At 45.0% G+C, this 20,764-nt stretch carries 25 protein-coding genes and 2 pseudogenes; 8 read left to right on the forward strand and 19 right to left on the reverse strand.

Annotated features, from left to right (window positions below):
* Positions 1 to 5 precede the first annotated feature (5 nt).
* Entirely contained in the window at positions 6 to 1,112 is a 1,107-nt protein-coding gene (gene gpr, locus AC1RRX_RS07590; RefSeq protein WP_007408268.1) for a GPR endopeptidase, read from the reverse strand.
* A 202-nt stretch (positions 1,113 to 1,314) separates the two neighbouring features.
* On the opposite strand from gpr, the gene rpsT reads away from it, so the two are divergent.
* Positions 1,315 to 1,581, forward strand: coding sequence for a 30S ribosomal protein S20 (rpsT, locus tag AC1RRX_RS07595; protein ID WP_003152876.1), 267 nt, complete (start codon positions 1,315 to 1,317; stop codon positions 1,579 to 1,581).
* Positions 1,582 to 1,597: 16 nt separating this feature from the next.
* On the opposite strand, the pseudogene holA reads toward rpsT, so the two are convergent.
* Both holA and AC1RRX_RS07605 read right to left on the reverse strand, forming a co-directional pair.
* A pseudogene (gene holA / locus AC1RRX_RS07600) lies at positions 1,598 to 2,639 on the reverse strand (DNA polymerase III subunit delta).
* Positions 2,640 to 2,673: 34 nt separating this feature from the next.
* Positions 2,674 to 2,830: pseudogene (locus AC1RRX_RS07605) on the reverse strand (hypothetical protein).
* Positions 2,831 to 2,870: 40 nt separating this feature from the next.
* On the opposite strand from AC1RRX_RS07605, the gene AC1RRX_RS07610 reads away from it, so the two are divergent.
* Positions 2,871 to 3,005, forward strand: coding sequence for a YqzM family protein (locus AC1RRX_RS07610; RefSeq protein ID WP_003152870.1), 135 nt, complete (start codon positions 2,871 to 2,873; stop codon positions 3,003 to 3,005).
* An 18-nt stretch (positions 3,006 to 3,023) separates the two neighbouring features.
* Here the strand turns inward: AC1RRX_RS07610 and AC1RRX_RS07615 are convergent, their stop codons facing one another.
* The 3 genes from AC1RRX_RS07615 to AC1RRX_RS07625 form a co-directional block, all read right to left on the reverse strand.
* Positions 3,024 to 5,375, reverse strand: coding sequence for a DNA internalization-related competence protein ComEC/Rec2 (locus AC1RRX_RS07615; RefSeq protein ID WP_144464148.1), 2,352 nt, complete (start codon positions 5,373 to 5,375; stop codon positions 3,024 to 3,026).
* Positions 5,376 to 5,945 carry a ComE operon protein 2 gene (locus AC1RRX_RS07620; RefSeq protein ID WP_003152868.1) on the reverse strand — a complete coding sequence of 190 codons (570 nt, stop codon included), beginning with the start codon at positions 5,943 to 5,945 and terminating at the stop codon, positions 5,376 to 5,378.
* A gap of 66 nt (positions 5,946 to 6,011) precedes the next feature.
* Positions 6,012 to 6,626, reverse strand: coding sequence for a helix-hairpin-helix domain-containing protein (locus AC1RRX_RS07625; RefSeq protein ID WP_144464150.1), 615 nt, complete (start codon positions 6,624 to 6,626; stop codon positions 6,012 to 6,014).
* Between the two features lie 58 nt (positions 6,627 to 6,684).
* Here AC1RRX_RS07625 and comER point away from each other — a divergent pair, with 58 nt between their 5' ends.
* Positions 6,685 to 7,506 carry a late competence protein ComER gene (comER, locus tag AC1RRX_RS07630; RefSeq protein ID WP_015240246.1) on the forward strand — a complete coding sequence of 274 codons (822 nt, stop codon included), beginning with the start codon at positions 6,685 to 6,687 and terminating at the stop codon, positions 7,504 to 7,506.
* A gap of 68 nt (positions 7,507 to 7,574) precedes the next feature.
* Here the strand turns inward: comER and AC1RRX_RS07635 are convergent, their stop codons facing one another.
* Genes AC1RRX_RS07635 through AC1RRX_RS07670 form a run of 8 tightly spaced genes read right to left on the reverse strand, consistent with a single transcriptional unit; the run spans position 7,575 to position 12,580 of the window.
* On the reverse strand, positions 7,575 to 8,312 hold the full coding sequence (locus AC1RRX_RS07635; protein ID WP_015417856.1) for a class I SAM-dependent DNA methyltransferase: 738 nt from the start codon (positions 8,310 to 8,312) through the stop codon (positions 7,575 to 7,577).
* A complete protein-coding gene (gene rsfS / locus AC1RRX_RS07640; RefSeq protein WP_007408260.1) occupies positions 8,309 to 8,665 on the reverse strand; it encodes a ribosome silencing factor in 357 nt (118 codons plus the stop codon). Before rsfS ends, AC1RRX_RS07635 begins: the two co-directional genes overlap by 4 nt.
* Positions 8,666 to 8,682: 17 nt before the next feature.
* Entirely contained in the window at positions 8,683 to 9,243 is a 561-nt protein-coding gene (yqeK, locus tag AC1RRX_RS07645; protein WP_014418422.1) for a bis(5'-nucleosyl)-tetraphosphatase (symmetrical) YqeK, read from the reverse strand.
* Positions 9,233 to 9,802 carry a nicotinate-nucleotide adenylyltransferase gene (locus AC1RRX_RS07650; RefSeq protein WP_032866687.1) on the reverse strand — a complete coding sequence of 190 codons (570 nt, stop codon included), beginning with the start codon at positions 9,800 to 9,802 and terminating at the stop codon, positions 9,233 to 9,235. The genes yqeK and AC1RRX_RS07650 overlap by 11 nt, the downstream gene beginning before the upstream one ends.
* Positions 9,803 to 9,812: 10 nt before the next feature.
* A complete protein-coding gene (gene yhbY, locus AC1RRX_RS07655; RefSeq protein WP_003152858.1) occupies positions 9,813 to 10,103 on the reverse strand; it encodes a ribosome assembly RNA-binding protein YhbY in 291 nt (96 codons plus the stop codon).
* Positions 10,097 to 10,939 (reverse strand): shikimate dehydrogenase, encoded by an 843-nt coding sequence (gene aroE, locus AC1RRX_RS07660; protein WP_025285019.1) that lies wholly within the window; start codon positions 10,937 to 10,939, stop codon positions 10,097 to 10,099. Before aroE ends, yhbY begins: the two co-directional genes overlap by 7 nt.
* 19 nt (positions 10,940 to 10,958) lie before the next feature.
* A complete protein-coding gene (gene yqeH, locus AC1RRX_RS07665) occupies positions 10,959 to 12,059 on the reverse strand; it encodes a ribosome biogenesis GTPase YqeH (protein WP_032866684.1) in 1,101 nt (366 codons plus the stop codon).
* A 2-nt stretch (positions 12,060 to 12,061) separates the two neighbouring features.
* The gene (locus tag AC1RRX_RS07670; RefSeq protein ID WP_007408254.1) at positions 12,062 to 12,580 is read right to left on the reverse strand and encodes a YqeG family HAD IIIA-type phosphatase; all 519 of its coding nucleotides are present in this window, start codon (positions 12,578 to 12,580) and stop codon (positions 12,062 to 12,064) included.
* Positions 12,581 to 12,937: 357 nt separating this feature from the next.
* Here AC1RRX_RS07670 and AC1RRX_RS07675 point away from each other — a divergent pair, with 357 nt between their 5' ends.
* A complete protein-coding gene (locus AC1RRX_RS07675; RefSeq protein WP_003152850.1) occupies positions 12,938 to 13,078 on the forward strand; it encodes a sporulation histidine kinase inhibitor Sda in 141 nt (46 codons plus the stop codon).
* A 132-nt stretch (positions 13,079 to 13,210) separates the two neighbouring features.
* Here AC1RRX_RS07675 and AC1RRX_RS07680 read toward each other — a convergent pair whose 3' ends face one another.
* The 3 genes from AC1RRX_RS07680 to AC1RRX_RS07690 form a co-directional block, all read right to left on the reverse strand.
* Entirely contained in the window at positions 13,211 to 13,345 is a 135-nt protein-coding gene (locus AC1RRX_RS07680) for a hypothetical protein (protein ID WP_003152848.1), read from the reverse strand.
* Positions 13,346 to 13,420: 75 nt separating this feature from the next.
* Positions 13,421 to 14,152 (reverse strand): SGNH/GDSL hydrolase family protein, encoded by a 732-nt coding sequence (locus AC1RRX_RS07685; RefSeq protein WP_007408253.1) that lies wholly within the window; start codon positions 14,150 to 14,152, stop codon positions 13,421 to 13,423.
* Positions 14,153 to 14,221: 69 nt separating this feature from the next.
* Positions 14,222 to 14,956 (reverse strand): polysaccharide deacetylase family protein, encoded by a 735-nt coding sequence (locus AC1RRX_RS07690; protein ID WP_007408252.1) that lies wholly within the window; start codon positions 14,954 to 14,956, stop codon positions 14,222 to 14,224.
* Between the two features lie 228 nt (positions 14,957 to 15,184).
* Here AC1RRX_RS07690 and AC1RRX_RS07695 point away from each other — a divergent pair, with 228 nt between their 5' ends.
* Positions 15,185 to 15,811 (forward strand): TVP38/TMEM64 family protein, encoded by a 627-nt coding sequence (locus AC1RRX_RS07695; protein WP_007408251.1) that lies wholly within the window; start codon positions 15,185 to 15,187, stop codon positions 15,809 to 15,811.
* Between the two features lie 15 nt (positions 15,812 to 15,826).
* Here AC1RRX_RS07695 and AC1RRX_RS07700 read toward each other — a convergent pair whose 3' ends face one another.
* Both AC1RRX_RS07700 and AC1RRX_RS07705 read right to left on the reverse strand, forming a co-directional pair.
* Positions 15,827 to 16,297, reverse strand: coding sequence for a GNAT family N-acetyltransferase (locus AC1RRX_RS07700; RefSeq protein WP_129003672.1), 471 nt, complete (start codon positions 16,295 to 16,297; stop codon positions 15,827 to 15,829).
* Positions 16,263 to 17,519: an MFS transporter gene (locus tag AC1RRX_RS07705; RefSeq protein ID WP_108724808.1), complete on the reverse strand. Its 1,257-nt coding sequence runs from the start codon at positions 17,517 to 17,519 to the stop codon at positions 16,263 to 16,265. The genes AC1RRX_RS07700 and AC1RRX_RS07705 overlap by 35 nt, the downstream gene beginning before the upstream one ends.
* Positions 17,520 to 17,977: 458 nt before the next feature.
* On the opposite strand from AC1RRX_RS07705, the gene sigK reads away from it, so the two are divergent.
* The 3 genes from sigK (at position 17,978) to AC1RRX_RS07720 (ending at position 20,541) form a co-directional block, all read left to right on the forward strand.
* Entirely contained in the window at positions 17,978 to 18,700 is a 723-nt protein-coding gene (gene sigK / locus AC1RRX_RS07710) for an RNA polymerase sporulation sigma factor SigK (protein ID WP_007408248.1), read from the forward strand.
* Positions 18,701 to 19,174: 474 nt separating this feature from the next.
* On the forward strand, positions 19,175 to 20,017 hold the full coding sequence (locus AC1RRX_RS07715; protein ID WP_144464152.1) for a sialate O-acetylesterase: 843 nt from the start codon (positions 19,175 to 19,177) through the stop codon (positions 20,015 to 20,017).
* Positions 20,014 to 20,541, forward strand: coding sequence for a PadR family transcriptional regulator (locus tag AC1RRX_RS07720; protein ID WP_099566964.1), 528 nt, complete (start codon positions 20,014 to 20,016; stop codon positions 20,539 to 20,541). The genes AC1RRX_RS07715 and AC1RRX_RS07720 overlap by 4 nt, the downstream gene beginning before the upstream one ends.
* Positions 20,542 to 20,764: the final 223 nt, after the last annotated feature.

The following is a 20,764-nucleotide window of genomic DNA, read 5'->3' on the forward strand; positions in this document are numbered from 1 at the left end:
CCATTTTAATGATTATAAGAACCTTTGTTATCTTGTGACACTTTTTCATGAAGGGCGGTGTTTAACCCGTTTGCAAGTACGTTCGCCATATCATCAATAAAGGTGTCAATCTCCTTCGGCGTGACCATCAGATTATGGCCGAGCGGAGAAAGCACCTCGTGAATCAGCTGGCGTTTTTCGTTTTCGTCCAGCGTGCCGACAATACCGAGAAAGGATTGGCGTTCTTTTTCTCCCGGAAGGTCTTCGTCTGTCAGCACCTTCTTTTTGCCGAAGTTCATTCCGGCGGGCACCAGAGATCTTGACGGGCTGTCATCTTTCATCTCTCTTCCGAAATGTTTTAATATATAATCCACCGTATCGCTTGCGATCGTAACCGCGTCAACAACAGTCGGTACCCCGATTGCGATGACGGGAATGCCGAGCGTTTCCTTGCTTAATTCTTTTCTCTTATTGCCGACGCCTGATCCCGGGTGAATGCCAGTATCAGAAAATTGGATGGTCGTGTTCACCCTTTCAACGGCTCTTGCCGCAAGAGCGTCTACCGCGATCACAAAATCCGGCTTTGATTCTTTGATCACACCTTGAATAATATCGCTCGTTTCAATTCCCGTTAATCCCATCACACCGGGAGCAAGCGCGCTGACCGGCCTGTACCCTTCCTGCACGTTTTCCGGCTGAAGCCTGAACAGATGCCTTGTCACAAGAAGGTTTTCGGTCACGAGAGGGCCGAGCGCATCCGGCGTCACATTCCAGTTGCCCAGACCGACGATCAAACAGCTTGCATCCTTTGGAATCTTTAATGCCGACAGATAGGCGGAAAATTCCTCGGCAAACACTTCCGTTACTTTTTCCTGCATGTCAGAGTCGTGTTCCCGGACCCCTTGAGCCTCGATCGTGACATAGCGTCCCTGCTTTTTCCCCGATAGCTCGGCGCCTTCTTTGGTAATATCGACGGTTCTGACTTTAATGCCGCCCTTGTCGCGTTCTTTTTCAATAAACCCGTTTATTTCTTTTTTCTGACCGGCTTGTCCGTCTTTTACCGCCTGTTTCGTTTCTACCGCTAAATCCGTCCGTATCAGAAATTGATTGACATCCAGTTCGTTGTTTTTCACAGGGAAGACCTCCTTCAATCATCGTGGTACATAGTGTGGCCATTTACAAAACGAATCATGCGAATTTACCCATCAACGAAAAATACTTTACATTTATATTGCAATCTAAAGTTCTGTTTGATAGAATACAATTTGTTCTATTGTGAAGAAGATTTAACCTTAAGACACTGTGCTACAGGTTGTATCTTAGGAGGTGAAACACATGCCAAACATTAAATCAGCGATTAAACGTACAAAAACAAACAACGAACGCCGCGCTCATAACGCGACAATCAAATCTGCTATGCGTACTGCAATCAAACAAGTTGAAGCTTCTGTTGCTAACAACGAAGCGGATAAAGCGAAAACTGCTCTTTCTGAAGCAGCGAAACGCATTGATAAAGCAGTGAAAACAGGTCTTGTACACAAAAATGCCGCAGCTCGATACAAATCTAGACTTGCGAAACAAGTGAACGGACTTTCTGCATAATACAAAAACGATCCCTTTAACGGGGATCGTTTTTTTCATTCAGTCCGGAGAAGCTCAAGGAGAAAGAGCTCCAGCAAGAGCTGCTTGTCCTTTTTCCCCGTTTTCATTTCATAGTCCATCACTGCGAGTCTTTCTATAATACGCCGCAGCTCTTCTTCTGAAAAAAGCCTCGCCTGATCCATCGCCAGCTTTACCCGGAAGGGGTGCACCTTTAAGTTGGAAGCGATTTGCTTTTGGCCGTATCCTTGTCCCGCAAAATACTTCGTCTGCATAATCAGACGGAATTGGTTGGCGATCAGCGCCATAATTTTGATCGGTTCTTCGTTTTGTTTTAAAAGATCATAAAATATTTGAAGACTTTCCGTCCGTTTTCGGTTCACGATTTTGTTGATCAGCTCAAAAATATTCTGCTCCAAACTTCTTGCGACAAGCTCCCGGACATCTTCAAGCGTGATCTCATGTCTGTCACCGGTGTAGGCGGAGAGTTTTTGTATTTCCTGATATATGGAAGACAGATGACCGTTTGCAAGCAGAACCAAATGCTCGGCAGCTTCTGTATCCATCGTTTTATTTTCGGATTTCGCCAGATTAATCGTAAAATCAGTCGTCTCCTTTGCATTCAGCTCCTTAGCTTCAATCATAAGGGCTTTTTGCTTCAGCGCTTTCGTCAGCTTTTTCCGTTCGTCCAGCTTCTCATACGGAGCCACAATCACAAAGACCGTATAAGGCGCAGGCTCCTTCAGATAAGTCTCCAGAGCGGCTGTATTATGCTCTATTTTTTCTTTCTTTTTTTCCCCTGTTAAAAAAGACGGATTTTTTACGATGACCAGCCGCTTCTCTCCCATAAACGGAAACGTTTCCGCATCGGTTACGGCCTGGTCAAGCGGATCTTCTTCAAGATCAAAAACAGACAGGTTAAAATCCTTTGTCTCCTCATCAACGACAGCTTGTCTGATCCGGCTGACAGTCTCTTGGAGCAGATACGTTTCTTTTCCGTATAAGCAATAAACGGAGCGGACATCCCCTTTTTTCAGGGCTTTCCAAACATCAAATACCATGATCGTATGACTTCCTCTCTTTCTTGATCCCCTTCTATCCTAAATTGAGTTCGGCAATTAGTAAAGAGGAAGCTTTAAGGACAGCTTCCTCATTTATAATAAACGCCTGATTCACAAGCTCCCGGGTCTGCTTGTAAAAAGGCGATAATCACAAGAACAGAAAACGTTACCATCACTTCTAGATTTTTCAAAACAATTCCAGTATACTTAGGGAAGTCAGGAGGGATGAAATTGAATGATTTTGAAAAAAACGTTCAAAGCAAACGAAATGATGCTGTTGACTCAGCTGTCGGTTTTGTCGTGTCCTTCGGATTTTTCGCCTTTTTGTTCGTGATGGCAACAGCCATCCATCTTATCGGCTCTTAGCCGCATTCCGGGCTGCTGTCAATCGGCAGTCTTTTTTACTTCTTGCGCCCTGGTTTCTTCTATATCATATGGAGGGAAGACGGAAAACGTTCCGGCGCCTTTTTTAAATCTGTATTGAATCGTTCCGCTGATATCGGTGCGAAGCACATTTACAGAGTACGCCTTCAAACGATCCAGCACTTCTTCATGCGGATGATGGTATCGATTCTCTTTTCCTGCTGAAATCAGCGCTGCTTCCGGCTGAAGCTGCTTCAAAAAGGCTTCACTCGTTGAGCTTTTGCTGCCGTGATGACCCGCCTTCAATATATCAGCCTTCAGATTCGGATACGTTTTCAGCACTTCTGTTTCGCCGTCCGATTCTAAATCTCCCGTCAAAAGCCAGCTCACTCCGCCAAAAACCGTCCAAAGCACCAGTGACGAATCATTTTTACTCCTTCCGTCAGACGACTCCGGAGACAGCACCTGAAACTGAAGATCACCGGTTGTAATGGTGTCGCCCCGCTTTGCTTCGGCAACGGGAATGTTGTTTTCTTTCGCCATATTTAATATGTTCTGATCCTTCGGTTCTTTTACGAATCCTACGGGGACAATTAACCGTTTGACTCTATGATTTTTGATTAACACTCCGGCTTCCCCGATGTGATCTTGATCCGCATGGGTTAAAATCAGCGCATCCAGCTTTTTCACCCCTTTTCCGTTTAAAAACGGAATCAAAACCTTCTCGCCGATAGAATACGGGTGGCGTTTTTCTTTCCATGATTCTCCGGGATAAGCAATCACTCCCCCTGTATCAACCATTACGGTCCCTTTGCGGTGCGGCGCGCTTATAAACAGTGAGTCTCCCTGCCCGATATCAAGCATATCCGCTTCTCCCCATGGACTGAAATACGGACGGCATATTAAATAAGCCAAAACCGCGCAGAAAAAAAGAGCCGATTTCCTGAGTTTTAAAAAACCTCCCTTTTCCAAAGCCGCAAAAAGCGTAAAAACGGAAACCGCAAGCAGAAGAAGGGAAAGAAAGTCAGGCTTTGACACAATCATAGTAAATAAATCAACGGATGCCGCATATGTAATGAAATCATGCACAGGCTTCATCACAAGGTCAAACATACCAAACAAACATTCTCCCATCTGCCTTGAGAGTAAAAGAAGAAGGAAACCGATGACAGAAACCGGAATGACAAATAACGTATAAAATGGCACCATCACCATATTCATCGAAAAACTGACAAGTGAAATCTGCTGAAAATGATAGAGAAGAAACGGAAGTGAGCTGAGCTCTGCAATCAATGAAGCCATCGCAAGCCCGGCAAGTCTGCTTTTCCCTGCTTTCTTTAAAATGGAGGATGACAGAATTAAAGAGGCGCTTACCGCAAAGGAAAGCTGGAAGCCCGCCTGCCAAAGGAAGTAAGGATTAAACAGCAGAAGCAGCAGATAAGACAGGGACAATGCAGCAGAGGAATGAATGCCGCGTTTAACAAGAGTTCCGGCGATATAAAATCCCAGCATGAGGGATGCGCGCAATACGGATGGGGCGGCACCGCTCAGCAGCGTATACACCGGCAAAAACAGCAGCAGCAAAATTCCCGCCTTTTCTCTTGTCAGCCCGATTCTGATCAGAGCATAAAATAATCCCGCCGTAATAAGACCGACATGCATTCCGGAAATCGCCATTAAATGAACGACTCCCAAATTTTGATATGCACTCAGTATATCGTCCTCTATAGAAAATCTTTCACCTAAGGTCAGCGCTTCAACAATTCCGGCGGAAGATTCAGGCACGTGATTCCGAATGATCGAAATCAAATTTTTTCTGATGTTCAGCAGTTTAAACAGCGGCTGTTTGGATTTTTCACACTGCTCAATGGAAGTCACGGAAAATAACCAGTGAATCTGCTGAGAGTAAAGATATTCCTTATAATCAAAACCTCCGGGAACCGTCGCATGTGCAGGCTGTTCCAGAGAGCCTGTAAACGTGCAGCGCATCCCCGGTTCAAGCTGTTCAATGAGTCTTTTTTCCTCAAGAGAACGGATTTTGTACGAAGCCGCCCATTTTTCCTTGTCATGTGTACGGATAACAGCTGACATTTTCGCTCCGTCAACCTTCGGAATGTTAGTGATGACGGCCTGTTCAGTATAACTGCCGGCCTGATAGCGCGTTACATTCGCAGCGTCACAAACCGTATAAAGAAAGAAATAAAGACAGAAAGAAACGAGGCAGACGATAACCGGAGCATGGTGCTTTGTTTTTACAATAATAAAGAGAAGATACAGAAGAAAAAGGAGCAGAACCCAGAAGACATGAGCAGCGGCAATTCCCGCAGTTGCAGAAACCGCCGCCAGAGGCAGAAGAAGGTATTTATATTTCATTTATACGTAACTGGTAAACAGCTCATTGGCCTGTTCATGAATTTTTTTCAGTTCATCTGCCTTAACTCCCGCATCAGATAATTGCTGAATCAGACCTGCGACAAAAGACAATTTTTCGCGGTTTTTCAGATCGATGATCATTTCATCAAGTTCGACCTGCTCCACCTTGACTCCGGCTTGGCTGAACAGCTCTTTTGCATAAGGCTGTGTTTTGTAATCTTCGGCATAATAGACCGTTTTGATGCCTGCCTGGATAATTGATTTGCAGCATTGAATACAAGGATAATGCGTCACATAAATTTCGGCGCCCTCCGTCGGAACACCGAACTTAGAACATTGCAGAATCGCATTCATCTCTGCATGTATGGTCCTCTGGCAATGATTATCTATTAAAAGGCATCCTTCATCAGCGCAATGGACGCCGCCGGCGATTGAGCCGTTGTATCCGCCGGCAATCATCCGCTTATCTCTGACTACGGTTGCCCCGACTGACAGTCTCGGACATGTGCTTCTCAGCGCCAGCAAATGGCTTTGCGCCATAAAATATTGATTCCATGAGATTCGTTCCACAAGTGTTCCCTCCAAAAAGTCTTGTTGCTTTTCTAAGTTTACATAGATTTAAGCAAAACCGTCAATTCACTTTACCGTAATGGAAGTTTTTATCCGCTCAAATGACTTTTCTCCAAAGCCTGATACACTCATCAAATCTTCAGCAGTCTGAAACCGTCCGTTTTCTTCTCGGTAGGCGATAATCGCTTCCGCTTTTTTCTGCCCCACCCCGGAAATCGCCTGAAGTTCGTCCAGAGATGCCGTATTGATATTGACAGCTGCATTCTCCTTTTCACCCGCCGCTGTTTTCGGGCGATTCTCCTCTTCGCCTTCACTCGGAATATAAACAATCGTCCCGTCCTGCAGCTGCTCTGCTAAATTAACATTCAATTCATCCGCCTTTTTCTTCAGGCCGCCGGCTTTTTCAATGGCTTGCGTCACTCTGTCTCCCGCTTTCATTTCATACACGCCGGGATTTCGGACCGCACCTTTCACATCAATCATAATCTTATCGTCTGCGGTGTCTTTTTTGTCCGCAACGGATGCTGAGGCTGTTTGGCCGAGCACGGACTGCTGTTTGACCGGCTCTTCCTTTTCAGAACGAAACAGCCAAATACAGATAAAAACCGCCCCTGCCGCAAGACAAGCGCTCAGAATTTTCAGGTTCCGCCGCAGCCGCTCCGTCATCATCGCTTTCGTCATATTGCATTGCCTCCCCGCATAAGGTTTAGAGGATTAAGGGAAAAAGGAGGGGAATTCATTGAAAATAGGCTTTATCGGCACCGGAAACATGGGAACGATCCTGATTGAATCTTTTATCGAATCAAACGCTGCCGATCCCTCACATATCACCATCACAAACAGAACAATCGAAAAAGCATTAAAACTAAAAGAACGTTTCAGCGGCATCCATGTCACCGAGGATCAGGAAAAGCTCGTACAGGATAATGAAATAATATTCATTTGTGTAAAACCGCTGGATATATATCCTTTGCTGAAAAAACTCACACCGCATTTACGGAAAGATCACATTTTAATCTCCATTACCAGCCCCGTTCAGACGGATCAGATTGAACATACGGTTCCGTGTCAGACGGCCCGCGTCATTCCGAGCATTACGAACCGCGCCTTGGCCGGCGTCTCGCTTGTTACGTTCGGCAAAAGCTGCAGCGAGGCTGCAAAAGCGGATATTCAAACGCTGTTCACTCATATTTCAAAACCTGTGGAAATCAGCAGCGGCATTACAAGAGCGGCGTCAGACATTGTCAGCTGCGGGCCCGCTTTTATGAGTTATCTCGTTCAGCGCTTTATTGACGCGGCAGTGGAAGAAACGGACATCACCAAAGAAGAAGCCGTGATAATGTCGACGGAAATGCTTGTCGGTCTCGGAAAGCTTCTGGAAACAGGGCATTACACGCTTCCCGCCTTGCAGGAAAAAGTATGCGTAAAAGGCGGCGTCACCGGAGAAGGACTGAAGGCTCTCGAAAGCGGTGTTCAGGATATGTTCAACCGTGTCTTTCAGCGTACACATGACAAATACGATGAAGATATATCGTTAGTGAAGAAGCAATTTCACGTGTAACTGAGTATGCCATAAAGTGCTTTATCGCGCCAATCGCAAAAAATGCATTTTAAAAACCATCGTTCCGTTTAAACGATGGTTTTTGGTTTGCCTGCCGTAAAGAAAAGACGTTCAGACTCTGTTGAAGGAGGCCGGTCTGTAAAATCGGCCGTCACTTTCTTCAGTTCAAATCCGGTCTCTGCAAGCATTTGTTCATATTCTTCAATGTAAAATGTTTTTTGCTCATGCGTCTCGTCATAACGGTCATAAGATTGTCCGTTCCATACAAAAAAGGACATATCATGGATGACAGAAAGCTCTTCATCGCCGGCAAAGCTTTGCCAGATATAGCTGATCTGCTCATCCTGATCCGCATGGGTGCTGTCCGGAAAAAGCTCCGTCATTTTAAATGGGGAATGGACGTCAAACAGAAGCAGGCCGCCCTCCTTCAAAACTTGAAAAACACTTTTGAAGGTGCTTAAGACATCATTTTTCGTTTTTAAGTAATTTAGGGAATCACAGCAGATGACAACGGCATCAAACTGTTCTTCAAAACCGGAAAGCTCTCTCATATCCTGTTGGAGAAAAAGAATCGGCTTTCCCGTTTTTTTCTGCTGGGCACAGCTCAGCATATCTTCACTCAAATCAATCCCCGTGACTTCGCAGCCTTTTTCAGCAAGCCTGATGGATATTTCTCCGGTTCCGCAGGCAAGATCAAGCACCCTTCCCTTTTCCGGAAGAGACGCTTCGATCCAGCCCGCCCATTCATCATACGGCGCATGTGACATTAACTCGTCATATACGCCGGCGAAGCCTTGGTAAATCATGAGTTCAAGCCGAGCTCAAGCTCTGCGAGCGGTGCGTCGCCCCATAGCTTTTCAAGATTGTAGTAGCTTCTTTCATCTTTATGGAAAACGTGGACAATGACGTCGCCGAGATCAACTAAAATCCAGCGGGCCTCATCAAACCCTTCCATCTTTTTGACATCAATGCCGTTTTCTTCTGCCTGATCTTTAATTTCACGCGCAATTGCCTGAACCTGCTTATCAGAATTCCCGTGGCAGATTAAAAAGTAATCCGCTATAAGTGAGATTCCTTCCATGTCCAGCGCTAAAATATCTTCTGCACGTTTATCGTCGCATGCTTTTGCCGCGATTTTTAATACGGAAGCTTGATTCATTCTTTAAATTCCTCCTGTCAATTTTGAGACACCAGCCAATTATAGGTTGCAAACGTCTCCGGAAAGACCGGCTGGTTTTTTTTCATCAGAAATATCATTGTATTTTTCATTGCTTGTATGAGCGCTTCGTTCAGATCTGTTTCCGCCAGACGGCGCACCTCTTCCACTCCGGGGAAATGGCGTCCGGGTTCAATGTAATCCGCAACGTAAATGACTTTGTCTAAAAGGGTCATTCCGGGACGCCCTGACGTGTGATAGCGGATTGCATCCAAGATCTCAGGATCAGTGATCCCCGCTTCTTTCTCAGCCAAATACGCTCCCACAGGGGCATGCCACAGCTCGGCATTGTAATCCAAGAGCTCAGCCGGCATTTTTTCCCGCACGATGATCTGCTTCATTTCTTCTTTCGGCCGGAATTTCGCATAATCATGAAAAATAGCCGCCATTTCCGCTTTTTTCGGGTCTGCTCCGAACCGGCCTGCGAGAATAACCGCCGTATCTGTCACGCCGATTGTGTGGATGTAGCGATGCTCGGTCAGCTGCTCTTTGACGCAGGCAAGTGCTTCCTCACGATTCATATAAATCATTCTCCTCTATATACTGCCTCACTTTATCCGGCATTAAGTATTGCGTCGGCTTTTTTGCTTTGAGACGTTCTCTCAGCATCGTTGACGAAATGTCAAATTCCGGAACGTCGGCAAAAAGCAGCGGGTACGGGGTCTCAATATGATACCCCGGGCGCCGCACTCCGATAAATTGAATGAGCGTGAGCAGTTCGTCCAGTTTGTACCATTTCGGCAGATATTCAATCATATCCGCCCCGATAATAAAGAAAAGCTTGTCGTTCGGGTGCCGCTCCTTCAGTAAACGGACGGTATCATAGGTATAAGAAGGGCCTTTCCGGTCCATTTCCGCAAGCTCAAGCTTAAAGCCGGAATTAGAGCTGATGGCAAGCTTCAGCATCTCCACCCGGTGCCGGCTGTCTGTAAAGTCTTCATTCTGCTTATGCGGAGGGATTTTATTGGGCATAAACCAAATCTCATCGAGCTCCGCCTGATGAAGGACTTCATTAGCCATCAGAAGATGTCCGTTGTGCGGAGGGTCAAATGTGCCCCCGAATATTCCGATTTTCTTCATGTCAACCACCTTACGGAAGCTCGATTTGTTTATTTTCCTTTGATTCCTTATACAGTACGATCGTATTTCCGATCGTCTGCACCAATTGTGAGCGGCTGCCTTTCACAAGGGCTTCTGCGACATCATTTTTATCGTCTTCGCAGTTTTGAAGCACGCTGACTTTAATCAGCTCTCTTGCTTCTAAAGCCTCAGCAATCTGTTTCACCATGTTTTCGTTGACTCCGCCTTTTCCCACTTGAAAAATAGGCGTTAAGTGATGCGCTTTTGAACGCAAAAACCGTTTTTGTTTTCCTGTTAACATTGTGTTCCTCCTAGTTTTCCTTCAACAATTGCTCTCATTAAGCCGCTGTCAGGCTCTTGTCCCGTCCACAGCTTGAAAGACAGTGCAGCCTGTTCCACAAACATGCCGACACCGTCAAGGGTTGTTAAACCTCTTTTTTCAGCTTCTTTTAAGAACGCCGTTTGAATCGGATTGTATACGATATCACAAACGATGGCGCCCGTTTTGGCCCGTTCCAATGAGAGCGGCACGGCATCCGTTTTCGGATACATGCCGACAGATGTTGTATGAATAATGACGTCATATTGTTCAAGCTGATTTTCAGCTTCTTTTAAAGTAAGGGCGCGTTTCTGCTGAAAAGAGGGAGCAGCCGCAATCAGGCTTTCCGCTTTTTCCGGCGTGCGGTTGCAAACGTCAAATTGTTTCGGCTCTCCGCGGACGATCGTCGTAAAAATCGCTCTTGCCGCTCCTCCCGCCCCAATCATGAGGATAGAGAGCTCTGATATCGGTTTGTCCAATACTTTGACTAAGGATTTATAAAACCCATCTCCGTCAGTATTATACCCGATGAGCCTGTCTCCCTCTCTTTTGACGGTATTTACGGCCCCAAGTACTTTCGCGCTTTCATGTATTTCATCCAGATGCTCCATGATCGCGACTTTATGCGGGACTGTGACGTTCACTCCGCAGATGCCAAGCGCCTTGATTCCGTTAACGGCGTCCTTGAGATGATGAGGTTCCACCTGAAACGCAAAATACTGCCCGTTGATGTTCTTATCTTGCAAAGCCGCGTTATGAATATCGGGTGACATTGAATGCCCGATCGGATTTCCGATTACTCCGTACAATTGTTTCATGCTCCCTCTCCCCTTCTCTCTATATTAATGAACGGCGGACAAATACGTGTACGCCTTTCGGAGCGTATGCCGTTATTTTTTTATCTTCTTGCTGCACCGTGACCCAGCCGAGACCGGAAAAAACGATATCCGTCTTTCCTTCTTTAATCGTAAACGTGTGGGGCGTAAGCTCCGGAAATTCATCCAAATGATCTTTTCCGGGCGGGGTAAGCAGTTCTCCCGCATGCTTTTCGTATAAGGCATCAGCATTTTCAAGCTTTGTTCTGTGAATCATCAATTCATTCGGCATATAGCAGACAAACGCCGTTTTATCGCCTGATACATAGTCAAACCGGGCAAGCCCGCCGAAATAAAGCGTTTGTTTTTCATTCAGCTGAAAAGTGCGCGGCTTCAGTTCTTTTTTCGGTGTCAGCACCTTTAAGTCACGCTTGTCCACGTAATGCGCCATCTGGTGATGGTTAATGATTCCCGGCGTATCATAAAGCGCAGATCCGTCATCGAGCGGGATTTCAATCGCGTCAAGCGTCGTGCCCGGAAATTGAGAGGTGGTAATAATATTCTCTTCCCCTGAGACCTCTTTAATAATCCGGTTGATAAATGTGGATTTGCCGACATTGGTACAGCCCACCACATACACATCGCGCCCTTCGCGGTAATGTTCAATGGCGTCAATGACTTCCTTCATCCCTTGTCCGCGGGAAGCGCTGATTAAAAAGACATCAAGGGGTTTTAAGCCGTATTCTTTCGCTTCGCGTTTCATCCATTGAACGAGCCGTTCCCGTTTTACGGATTTCGGCAGGATATCGGCCTTATTACCGACAAGAATGATCGGATTACCGCCGACAAAGCGGTTCAGCCCGTTTATCCAGCTTCCGTTAAAATCAAAAATATCAACGACTTTGACAATAAGAGAGTCAGTATCGCCGATTGTGTGCAAGATATTTAAAAAGTCATCATCCGTTAATGAAACATCTTGAATTTCATTGTAATTTTTCAGTCTGAAGCAGCGCTGGCAGATGACATTCTCTTTCGTGAGCGATGCCTTTGGCGCGTATCCGAGACCTTGTTTATCCTCGGTCTGGATCGTTACTCCGCAGCCGATGCAAACAACCTTTTCCATTTCTAATCCTCCCACTGAATATGGCCTTTACGTTTCAAAGAACTCAATATTCTCCGTTCAATCCGGCGGTTAAAGCGCGTCATGACTCCGTCAGAGGAAGCGACAGGCACGACGAGGATCGTATGATACCCGTTTCTGTTTCCGCCGAGAACATCAGTAAGCAGCTGATCGCCGATGACCACACAGTCTTCTTTTTTCAGATCCATGCTGCTGACGGCTCTTTTAAAGGCGCGTCCCATCGGTTTTCTTGCCTTATAAATAAACGGTATGCCAAGCGGCTCCGAGAATAATTTCACTCTTCGTTCATTATTATTGGAGACGATCGTGACTTTAATGCCGTGCTCCTTCATTTCTTCAAACCACTCGATTAATCGAGGTGTCGCACTCGGTCTGTCCCACTCCACAAGCGTGTTGTCAAGGTCTGTAATAATCCCTTTCACATTGCGTTCTTTGAGCTTTTCCGGTGTGATATGAAATATATTTTTCACAAATTCGTCAGGTAAAAAAAACTTTTTTAACAAAACCCGCACCCTTCCTTTTCTTTCTACCATCTATATGTCGAAACCTGTCAGATTTAAAAACAAAGTCGGACTCAGTAAAAAAATTTCGACAAAAATTGGGTTTCTTCACCAGTTGTGGATAAAATTACACACATTATCCACTCTTATTACATCCGGATTTATCCAGATTATAAACAAGATACTAACAGGTTATCCACTTACGAGTGTGGATAACAGAACGATTGTTCTTATTTGTATTTCATGGTAGATTAAAGATAACCTCACCATGATTGAAACGCAACCTTCCATCATATGCTTGCGTCTGATGATTGATTACAATTGTAAGGAGGTGCCACTCCCATTAATTGGGTCCCCGGCATGAGAAAGCTTTCTGATGAATTACTAATAGAATCTTATTTCAAAGCCAATGAAATGAATTTGAGCCGTGAATTTATCGAGTTAATTGAAAACGAAATTAAAAGAAGATCGCTCGGACACATTATTTCCGTTTCTTCTTAAACAGAAAAAAGTTCCCGGGCGAATTTCCTTTTTTTACTCAGATGACTGATATTATATCACTTCGGTTATGCGCATTACTACCACTTTCAACAAAAAACACCCCTAAAATAGAGGTGTTTAAGAGGACAGCTGCTATATATTGAACCAATACAGACCGCCCAGGACGAGAATGACGACGAGCAGCACAACAAAAAATGCGTACCAGTACCCCGCATTCACCCGAGGAGGCGGGCATACAGGATATTGCGGAGGGAAACCGCGGTTCATAGCAATCGCCTCCAAAAAGATGTTTTTTCTACAGCCTATGAAGCAGAAGCAAAACGGTTTAGGCAGCTGACGGCGTCAGCGTTCCAAAACCCGCCCATTTTTTATGCCTTCAATTAAGATTCTGGCGCCTTTTGGCGTCATATGATTTCCGGAGGGATCTATCAGTCCGGATTGAATCAGCGCCCGGTCTGTATCTTTGCCGCCGTCCGCGCGTATAAAGTGTTTCCAGTTATCCACCAGCGGCACTTTCAACTCAGCTGCAACCTGCCTCGTAACGCCGTTATAGGAATTATGCCATTTTCTCGCGCCGCCTTTTTCTTTAAAGGCTGAGGCTTTATATCTCGAATAGTAATAGAGATGATGCGTTCCGTTTCCTTCTATAACCGGGATGCACGTCATTAAAATCGGCTTTATGCCGTGATTTCTGCTTTCGTTTATGAAATAAGTCAGGTTTTCTTTAAACCGTTTCTTTGATACCCGCGGCTGATCGCCCGTCAAAATGCCCGCATCATTTGTTCCGAACATGATAAATAAATATTGGGGCTTACGGTCCAGCACGTCGCTTTGAAAACGCAGGCGCGCATCCTCAGTCGTCTGGCCGCCTATTCCCGCATTTATAACCGTAAGACGGCCGCGTTCCGCTGTTTTTAAAATGTTTACCCACTGCTGCGCCTTCGGATAATCACGATAATCCCAGTTGGAACCGCGCGTATTGCTGTCGCCGAACGCGACAACACTTTTTTCTTTGCCCGCGGCGCATCCTGATAACAGACAGATTATCGTAATAAAAAGAACAGCAAACTTCATTTTCTCTCCCCCCAAACCTTACCTCCTATGGTACACATCTCTTTGGCGGCTTTCAACGCGGCGCTCTCTTTACTGGATATGAAAAGGACCGGAATCCTGTCCGATCAAATCCGAAACCTTAACAAACGTGTAGCCCTGCTTTTTCAGCTTTGGAATGATTTCTTTCAAAGCCTCAACCGTCTGGCGCCGGTTTCCTCCGCCGTCATGCAGAAGAACGATATCTCCATCTCTGGCATGTGAAACAACGTGCCTGACGATTTTTCCTTTCCCTGGCCTTTTCCAGTCCCTCGGATCTTGGTTCCATGACCACATGATGATATGATAGCCCTCTTTTAAGATGCTTTTGAAAGCCGTATGATTCAGCGACCCTCCCGGCGGGCGGAATAACTTGTCCCCTTCCGGCTGCAGCGATGTGATATGATGCGCTGAGCTGTGAAGCTCTTGTAAAATGTCTTTGCGTTTCAGTCGGTGAAAATAAACATGGTTCATCGTATGGTTGCCGATTTCATGCCCTTCTTCAACGATGCGTTTTGCCGTTATGGGGTATTTGTCTATACGGCTCCCGACACAAAAAAAGGTTGCTTTAACATTGTGCTGTTTCAGCACGTCTAACACAGCCTCCGTATAGACAGGATGGGGGCCGTCATCGAAGGTTAAAGATAGTTTCTTTTTTTCAGACCTTTTATCCCAGTACACGTTTCCCGTTTTCTCCATGTCACTTCTTTTTAAAGATTTCGCATCGGCGGACACGGCAGTGAGACTCGTGAGGACGCATATCATGATGATCAGATGAAAGCATCTCAACGTTTACACCTCCAGTAAACACTACTGTTAACGTGTCCCCTTTTATAAAAAATCATTCTCTGCATCAAATGATGCACATCACCCGCTTGTTTTTGTCCAAATCCGGGTGCAGCCGTTTCTCATCAAACGGCAAATGCTGATAAATCAAATACGCTTATCGGACAGCTTATTTTAATAGAAGGAGATAGATTTGTGCTGTATACTAATTGAAAAGAGGTGAACGTGCAGATGATAAAAAAGGGATTCAGTCTTGCCGTCATCATTGCTGTCGTGATGATCGGCTTTTTGCAAAAAGACGTCTGGCTCAGCATGATTCGCGCGGGCGGCATGTACGCCGTGCTTATGAGTATCCTTCTGGTCGCAGCTGACGTATTTTTTCCGATTGTTCCATTCGCCATTATCGCGGCCTTAAACGGAGCGGTTTTCGGGATTGTAAACGGGGTGTGGATTACATTGTCAGGCGCGATGCTCGGAACAATGGCGTTGTTTTTTCTCGTTCGGTACGGATTCAGAGACTGGGCCAGAAAAAAGCTGCTGGCTTACCCGGCAGCGGCCCAATATGAAGATTCATTTCATCAGCACGCGTTTACGGCGGTGCTTTTCGGGCGGCTGATTCCGATTATACCGTCGCTTGCCATGAATACCGTCTGCGGGCTGAGTAATATCCGATGGCCGATCTTTTTTTCTGCGTCGGTGCTCGGCAAAATTCCGAACATTGTGATCGTGACCGTCGCAGGCGCTTCATTTACAAGCAACAAACTGCTGTCTTTCGGGATTTACGGAATGTATATGCTCGTCTTAATGGCGGTCATTTATAAGAAGTTTCCCGGCCTTTTAAAAACAACGAAAAAATGAAGCGCGTACCGCCCCCTATTCCGGCGGTACGGCTCCTCTCATTCTGAGAACTTTTCCGTTACATTCTGAACCGATCACTTCCATGTTTTTCTTTCTGTAAAATGACAGAGCCGCTTCATTGCCCGGCGAAACTCTCAGGTGATATTCCGAAACACCGTTCGCTCTGAAAAACTGATTCGCGTATTGATGCGGTTTCGTTCCGCACCCCCTTCCCCTCTGCTTCTCAGTCATATAGTAAAGGTGCACATAACCGATTTTTTGGCTGCGGTAAAATTTGATGGAAGCTTCTAGCTGTCCGATCGGCTGTCCGTTATGAAAAAGCAGCATAAAACCGTCGGGAAAGCATTTGATTTGGGATGACAGCCACCTGAGATATTCATCCCTATTAAAATGATCCGCCGTGCCAAAGCTGACGAAAAACGAATCCTCACCAAACGAAACGGCCGTCTCTTTATGTTTGTTTAAATTGATCCGCTTGAAATACATCAGGAGTCCTCCTTCTTGCGGCCGCAAATAAGAACGAGCATAAAACGGCTGCCAACGCCAGCATAACAGCAGCGCCTGCGATGACGATGCCGCGGACGGAAGAACTGACAGAAGCCGCTCCGAAAACCGCCGTTACTACTATAATGAAGACGGCTTCGACTAATGAATAAAAGCTCCCCACTCTCCCCATGATGTCCACCGGAACATTCTTTTGATAAAACGTCAGAAAGCCTGTATTGGCAAACGCCAGAAAAAAAGCGAGAAGGAAAAATCCGAAAGCAGCCGTCCAAAAAACGTCAGAAAACGCATAAATCATATATCCGGCCGCTGTGAATAAAGAGCCCATTCCCATCAATAAAGAAGCCGGCATTTTTTTATTAAAGAACACATTGACAAGCGCTCCCGCAATAATGCCTGCCCCTGAGACACTGACGAGAAAACCATAATCGGCATCAGTCAGCTGAAGAACTTCTTTTGCAAAAGCGGCTTCAAGCGAATCAAGCGCGGATGGCATAACGGTCATGACCAGACTGAATAAAAAATAAATGATCATGACGTTTCGCGCCGTTCGGCTGAAGCGATAGACGAGCTTCCAATCTTCTTTGCACACTGCCAAAGAAAGCTTCTGTCTGGGAGAATGTACGTGAGGCTCATTTTCAAGGTTCGGCAGCATCATCGTGATGAAACCGGACAGCACTAAAGCCGCCGCATTCACCCAAATCGCAAAAATCGGCGTGCCGGCGATAAAAAGCAGTCCGGCCGCAGCCGGCCCGAGGAGAAAAGCCCCTGATTCCGACAAAGCCCTTAGTGAATTGAATCGTTTTCTCCTTTCAGCCGGGATAAGCATCGTCACATACGCCATGGAACACGGACGAAACATCGCATTGGCCATATGAATCAAAAACACGATACAATAAACGGAAAATAAAGACCGTGCAGTAACCATCAGCGGCAGAACGGCAATGAATGCAGCCCGGGTGAAATCAAGCGACATCATCATATTCCGTTTGTTACACCGGTCGATGATGCTGCCCGCCCAGCCATTTGTCATCAAAACAGCCGCAGGCCTGATTAAATAAAGGATGGAAACCGCAAAAGCAGACCCCGTTTCTTTTAAGACAATAAGATTAAGAGACAAAAAATAGATCCATTCACCAATATTTGCTATCCCGATTCCGGTTAACAGAAGCAACGGGTACCGCCAAGACTTCAGGTTTTTCATCTTATCCCTCCCTTAGAAATAAAAAACGCCCTCAAGACAATAAAGTCTTGAGGACGGGAAACAGCCCGCTATGCCACCTCAATTCGGTTTGGTGCCGGCCTTGCCGGGTACAAAGCTTATTCGGTAACAGGAGTATCCGCCGCATCATCGTCGGGTTGCATGATTCCGATGCGAAGCTAAGAGGTTTGTTTCAACACATCCATTCATACTCCTTCACAGCTCCCGGAGCTCTCTGTCATGAATGATATCTGTCTACTCGTCTCTTCAGCGCTTTTCGGTTATATTGTTTTCACCCTTACTTTTTTAAAAAATATACAGGCTCAATCATCAAAAATCAAGAGGCTGTAAGAAATAAAACCCGATTTTGATTAATTTCCCTGTACAGACACAAACAGCCCTACCTCCACATACAGTTACATATAGGCGATTGCCTACATAACTTTGTGGAGGTGAGGACGGTGACAGGTGTTTTTGCAGCGCTCGGGTTTATTGTGAAAGAACTTGTGTTTTTAGTATCATACGTGAAAAATAATGCCTTTCCACAACCGCTCTCAAATAATGAGGAGAAAAAATACTTAGACCTTATGGCTGAAGGAGATGAACACGCCCGCAACATGCTGATCGAACATAATCTCCGTTTAGTCGCCCATATTGTGAAAAAATTCGAAAACACGGGAGAGGACGCAGAAGATCTGATCTCCATCGGTACAATCGGGCTGATTAAAGGAATTGAAAGCTACTCAGCCGGAAAAGGAACGAAGCTTGCCACATATGCCGCACGATGTATCGAAAATGAGATTTTAATGCATCTGCGCGCATTGAAAAAAACGAAAAAAGACGTCTCCCTTCATGATCCGATCGGCCAGGATAAAGAAGGGAATGAAATAAGCCTGATCGATGTTCTCAAGTCGGAAAGCGAAGATGTGATCGACACCATTCAGCTCAACATGGAACTTGAAAAGGTCAAAAAATATATCGACATTTTAGACGACCGCGAAAAAGAAGTCATCGTCGGCCGCTTCGGGCTTGATTTAAAAAAAGAAAAAACGCAGCGCGAGATCGCAAAGGAGCTCGGCATTTCAAGGAGTTATGTGTCGCGGATTGAAAAACGCGCATTGATGAAGATGTTCCATGAGTTTTATCGGGCGGAGAAGGAGAAGCGGAAGAAGAAGGGAAAGTGAGCGAAAAGCCGGATCTGACATCCCGGCTTTTTCTGCATTTTAGGACATTGCTCTTCAAGTATAACTTCAGGATTTAAAAATAAAACATAACAAATGAATAGAATTGGTACAATTGTTAACCTTTTTAATAATTTTTCATTGATATTTAACCCCTTCAACATAGCCCTCTTTTTTTAACAATCCGTTTCTTTTGGGCTACACCCCCATCATTGAATGTATTTCCTATGAAAAATGATTTTGAACCTCATAGGAACTCTTACATGACAGGGTTTTTGTTGTTTTTTCATTGTTTATCAAGACCTAAAGCAAAAGAACTTGCTAATTCTCAAATACATCCACCAAATGTTCAATGTTAGTTTGTTTTTCATACATACTAATAATAAAAATAAAACCTAGTTAAAACTTTACAAGACAAGCTGAATTGACTATAGTCTAATTAGACTAAAATATTGATGTAAAGAAGTGAAAAATTAGATGATAAAGTCTTTTTTAATGTTGGGGCAGTCGAATATGGCGGGCCGTGGATTTTTGAATGAAGTAGACCCTATCTATAATGAAAAAATAAAAATGCTGCGCAATGGACAGTGGCAGATGATGACAGAGCCGATTCATTATGATCGTCCGGTTTCCGGCGTTGGCCTGGCGGCATCTTTTGCAGATGCATGGTCGAAAGCTCATCCCGATGAAGAAATTGGCTTGATCCCGTGTGCGGAAGGTGGCAGTTCATTGAATGACTGGCATCCGGAAGGCATCCTTTTTCAGCATGCTTTGTCCGAAGCCCGCTTCGCCCTCCGATCCAGTCAAATTTGCGGAATCCTTTGGCATCAAGGTGAGAGTGACAGTTATCGTTCGCTGCATGAAACTTATTACGAGAAATTAACTCTTATCATCGGGACGCTAAGAAACGAGTTGGAATTAGATGAGGTACCGTTGATTATTGGAGGGCTTGGTGACTTTCTTGGGAAGACTGGTTTTGGACAGCACGCGACTGAATTTCGACAGGTTAATGAACAATTGCTGCGTTTTGCTGATGAACAACAGAATTGTTATTTTGTTACTGCAGCAGGTTTGACTGCGAATCCTGATGGCATTCATTTAGACGCAGCTTCACAACGCAAATTCGGTTACCGCTATTTCGAGGCTTTTTCGAAAAAGTACCATATCCTGAAACCCATTTCGGGAGAGGAGCAATCACTGAAAGTGAATGGTGACTATTCTAAAACAGAACAGATTTACCTTCATAGTATGGATTTGGCTTCGGGTAAAATCACGTACGCGGAATTTGAAGCGCGGATGGCGAAGGTGATGAAACCATGATTCCCTTACTTATCCTTGGCTTGCTCATCCAAAACCCCGGAGCTCACGGCTATGAACTTCTGGCCTTAATGGAAAAACGTCATTACAAGTACATCGTTAACTTCACGAAAGGTTCATTTTATTACAATCTGCAGCAACTTGAAGAAAAGTGTTTGATTGAACAGATTCAGCAGAAACCCTCAACCGGCGGGCGTGAAATCCGTAACTTTAAAGTCACAGATTCGGGAAGGGCAGAATTCGAAAAATTAATGATCAAATACGGCACCAAATCGGAATATGTGAACCTGCAATTTTATGGGGCGTTACTCTTTGCTGATGAATTCGACAAAAATAAATTACTGGATCTGATCCAATCACAAATCGATCAGACTAAAACTCGAATCGAGCTCCTTGATGAATACCTGTCCATCACTCAAGAAATTCCCAGCACAATCAATTACTTTCGCCGCATGAATGAAAATTCCCGTTCACATCACTTGGTTAATTTAGAGTGGTTCGAAAAATTGAAAGCAGAAATAGAGTGAACTATTGCATAATAAAAATGCAATGTTACATATATCAGAATATTAGTTACCTGCATATAAAACCTGTGTCGCAGATATCGAGTAACACCATTGATACAGGTTTTATACCCCTTCTTTTAATTAAACCAGCAATGGGGTTGTCAACACTTGCCCCAAACAAGAGCACGTGAGTCTGCTGCGTGTTCTTCTTTTTCAATCCTTCGTATTAATAACCACTTTTTAC

This window comes from Bacillus sp. GW821-FHT11D08 (assembly GCF_058808515.1).

Bases quoted from the DNA above. Each gene is read 5' to 3' on its own strand.
- AC1RRX_RS07615 (WP_144464148.1), bottom strand. From the start codon at position 5,375: ATGAAATATAAATACCTTCTTCTGCCTCTGGCGGCGGTTTCTGCAACT.
- AC1RRX_RS07720 (WP_099566964.1), top strand. From the start codon at position 20,014: ATGATTCCCTTACTTATCCTTGGCTTGCTCATCCAAAACCCCGGAGCT.
- AC1RRX_RS07695 (WP_007408251.1), top strand. From the start codon at position 15,185: ATGATAAAAAAGGGATTCAGTCTTGCCGTCATCATTGCTGTCGTGATG.
- AC1RRX_RS07635 (WP_015417856.1), bottom strand. From the start codon at position 8,312: ATGATTTACCAAGGCTTCGCCGGCGTATATGACGAGTTAATGTCACAT.
- AC1RRX_RS07675 (WP_003152850.1), top strand. From the start codon at position 12,938: ATGAGAAAGCTTTCTGATGAATTACTAATAGAATCTTATTTCAAAGCC.
- AC1RRX_RS07680 (WP_003152848.1), bottom strand. From the start codon at position 13,345: ATGAACCGCGGTTTCCCTCCGCAATATCCTGTATGCCCGCCTCCTCGG.
- AC1RRX_RS07700 (WP_129003672.1), bottom strand. From the start codon at position 16,297: ATGTATTTCAAGCGGATCAATTTAAACAAACATAAAGAGACGGCCGTT.
- AC1RRX_RS07705 (WP_108724808.1), bottom strand. From the start codon at position 17,519: ATGAAAAACCTGAAGTCTTGGCGGTACCCGTTGCTTCTGTTAACCGGA.
- AC1RRX_RS07715 (WP_144464152.1), top strand. From the start codon at position 19,175: ATGATAAAGTCTTTTTTAATGTTGGGGCAGTCGAATATGGCGGGCCGT.
- AC1RRX_RS07685 (WP_007408253.1), bottom strand. From the start codon at position 14,152: ATGAAGTTTGCTGTTCTTTTTATTACGATAATCTGTCTGTTATCAGGA.
- yqeK (WP_014418422.1), bottom strand. From the start codon at position 9,243: ATGAATCGTGAGGAAGCACTTGCCTGCGTCAAAGAGCAGCTGACCGAG.
- AC1RRX_RS07625 (WP_144464150.1), bottom strand. From the start codon at position 6,626: ATGACGAAAGCGATGATGACGGAGCGGCTGCGGCGGAACCTGAAAATT.
- AC1RRX_RS07650 (WP_032866687.1), bottom strand. From the start codon at position 9,802: ATGAAGAAAATCGGAATATTCGGGGGCACATTTGACCCTCCGCACAAC.
- rpsT (WP_003152876.1), top strand. From the start codon at position 1,315: ATGCCAAACATTAAATCAGCGATTAAACGTACAAAAACAAACAACGAA.
- aroE (WP_025285019.1), bottom strand. From the start codon at position 10,939: ATGAAACAATTGTACGGAGTAATCGGAAATCCGATCGGGCATTCAATG.
- rsfS (WP_007408260.1), bottom strand. From the start codon at position 8,665: ATGAATCAAGCTTCCGTATTAAAAATCGCGGCAAAAGCATGCGACGAT.
- yqeH (WP_032866684.1), bottom strand. From the start codon at position 12,059: ATGGAAAAGGTTGTTTGCATCGGCTGCGGAGTAACGATCCAGACCGAG.
- yhbY (WP_003152858.1), bottom strand. From the start codon at position 10,103: ATGTTAACAGGAAAACAAAAACGGTTTTTGCGTTCAAAAGCGCATCAC.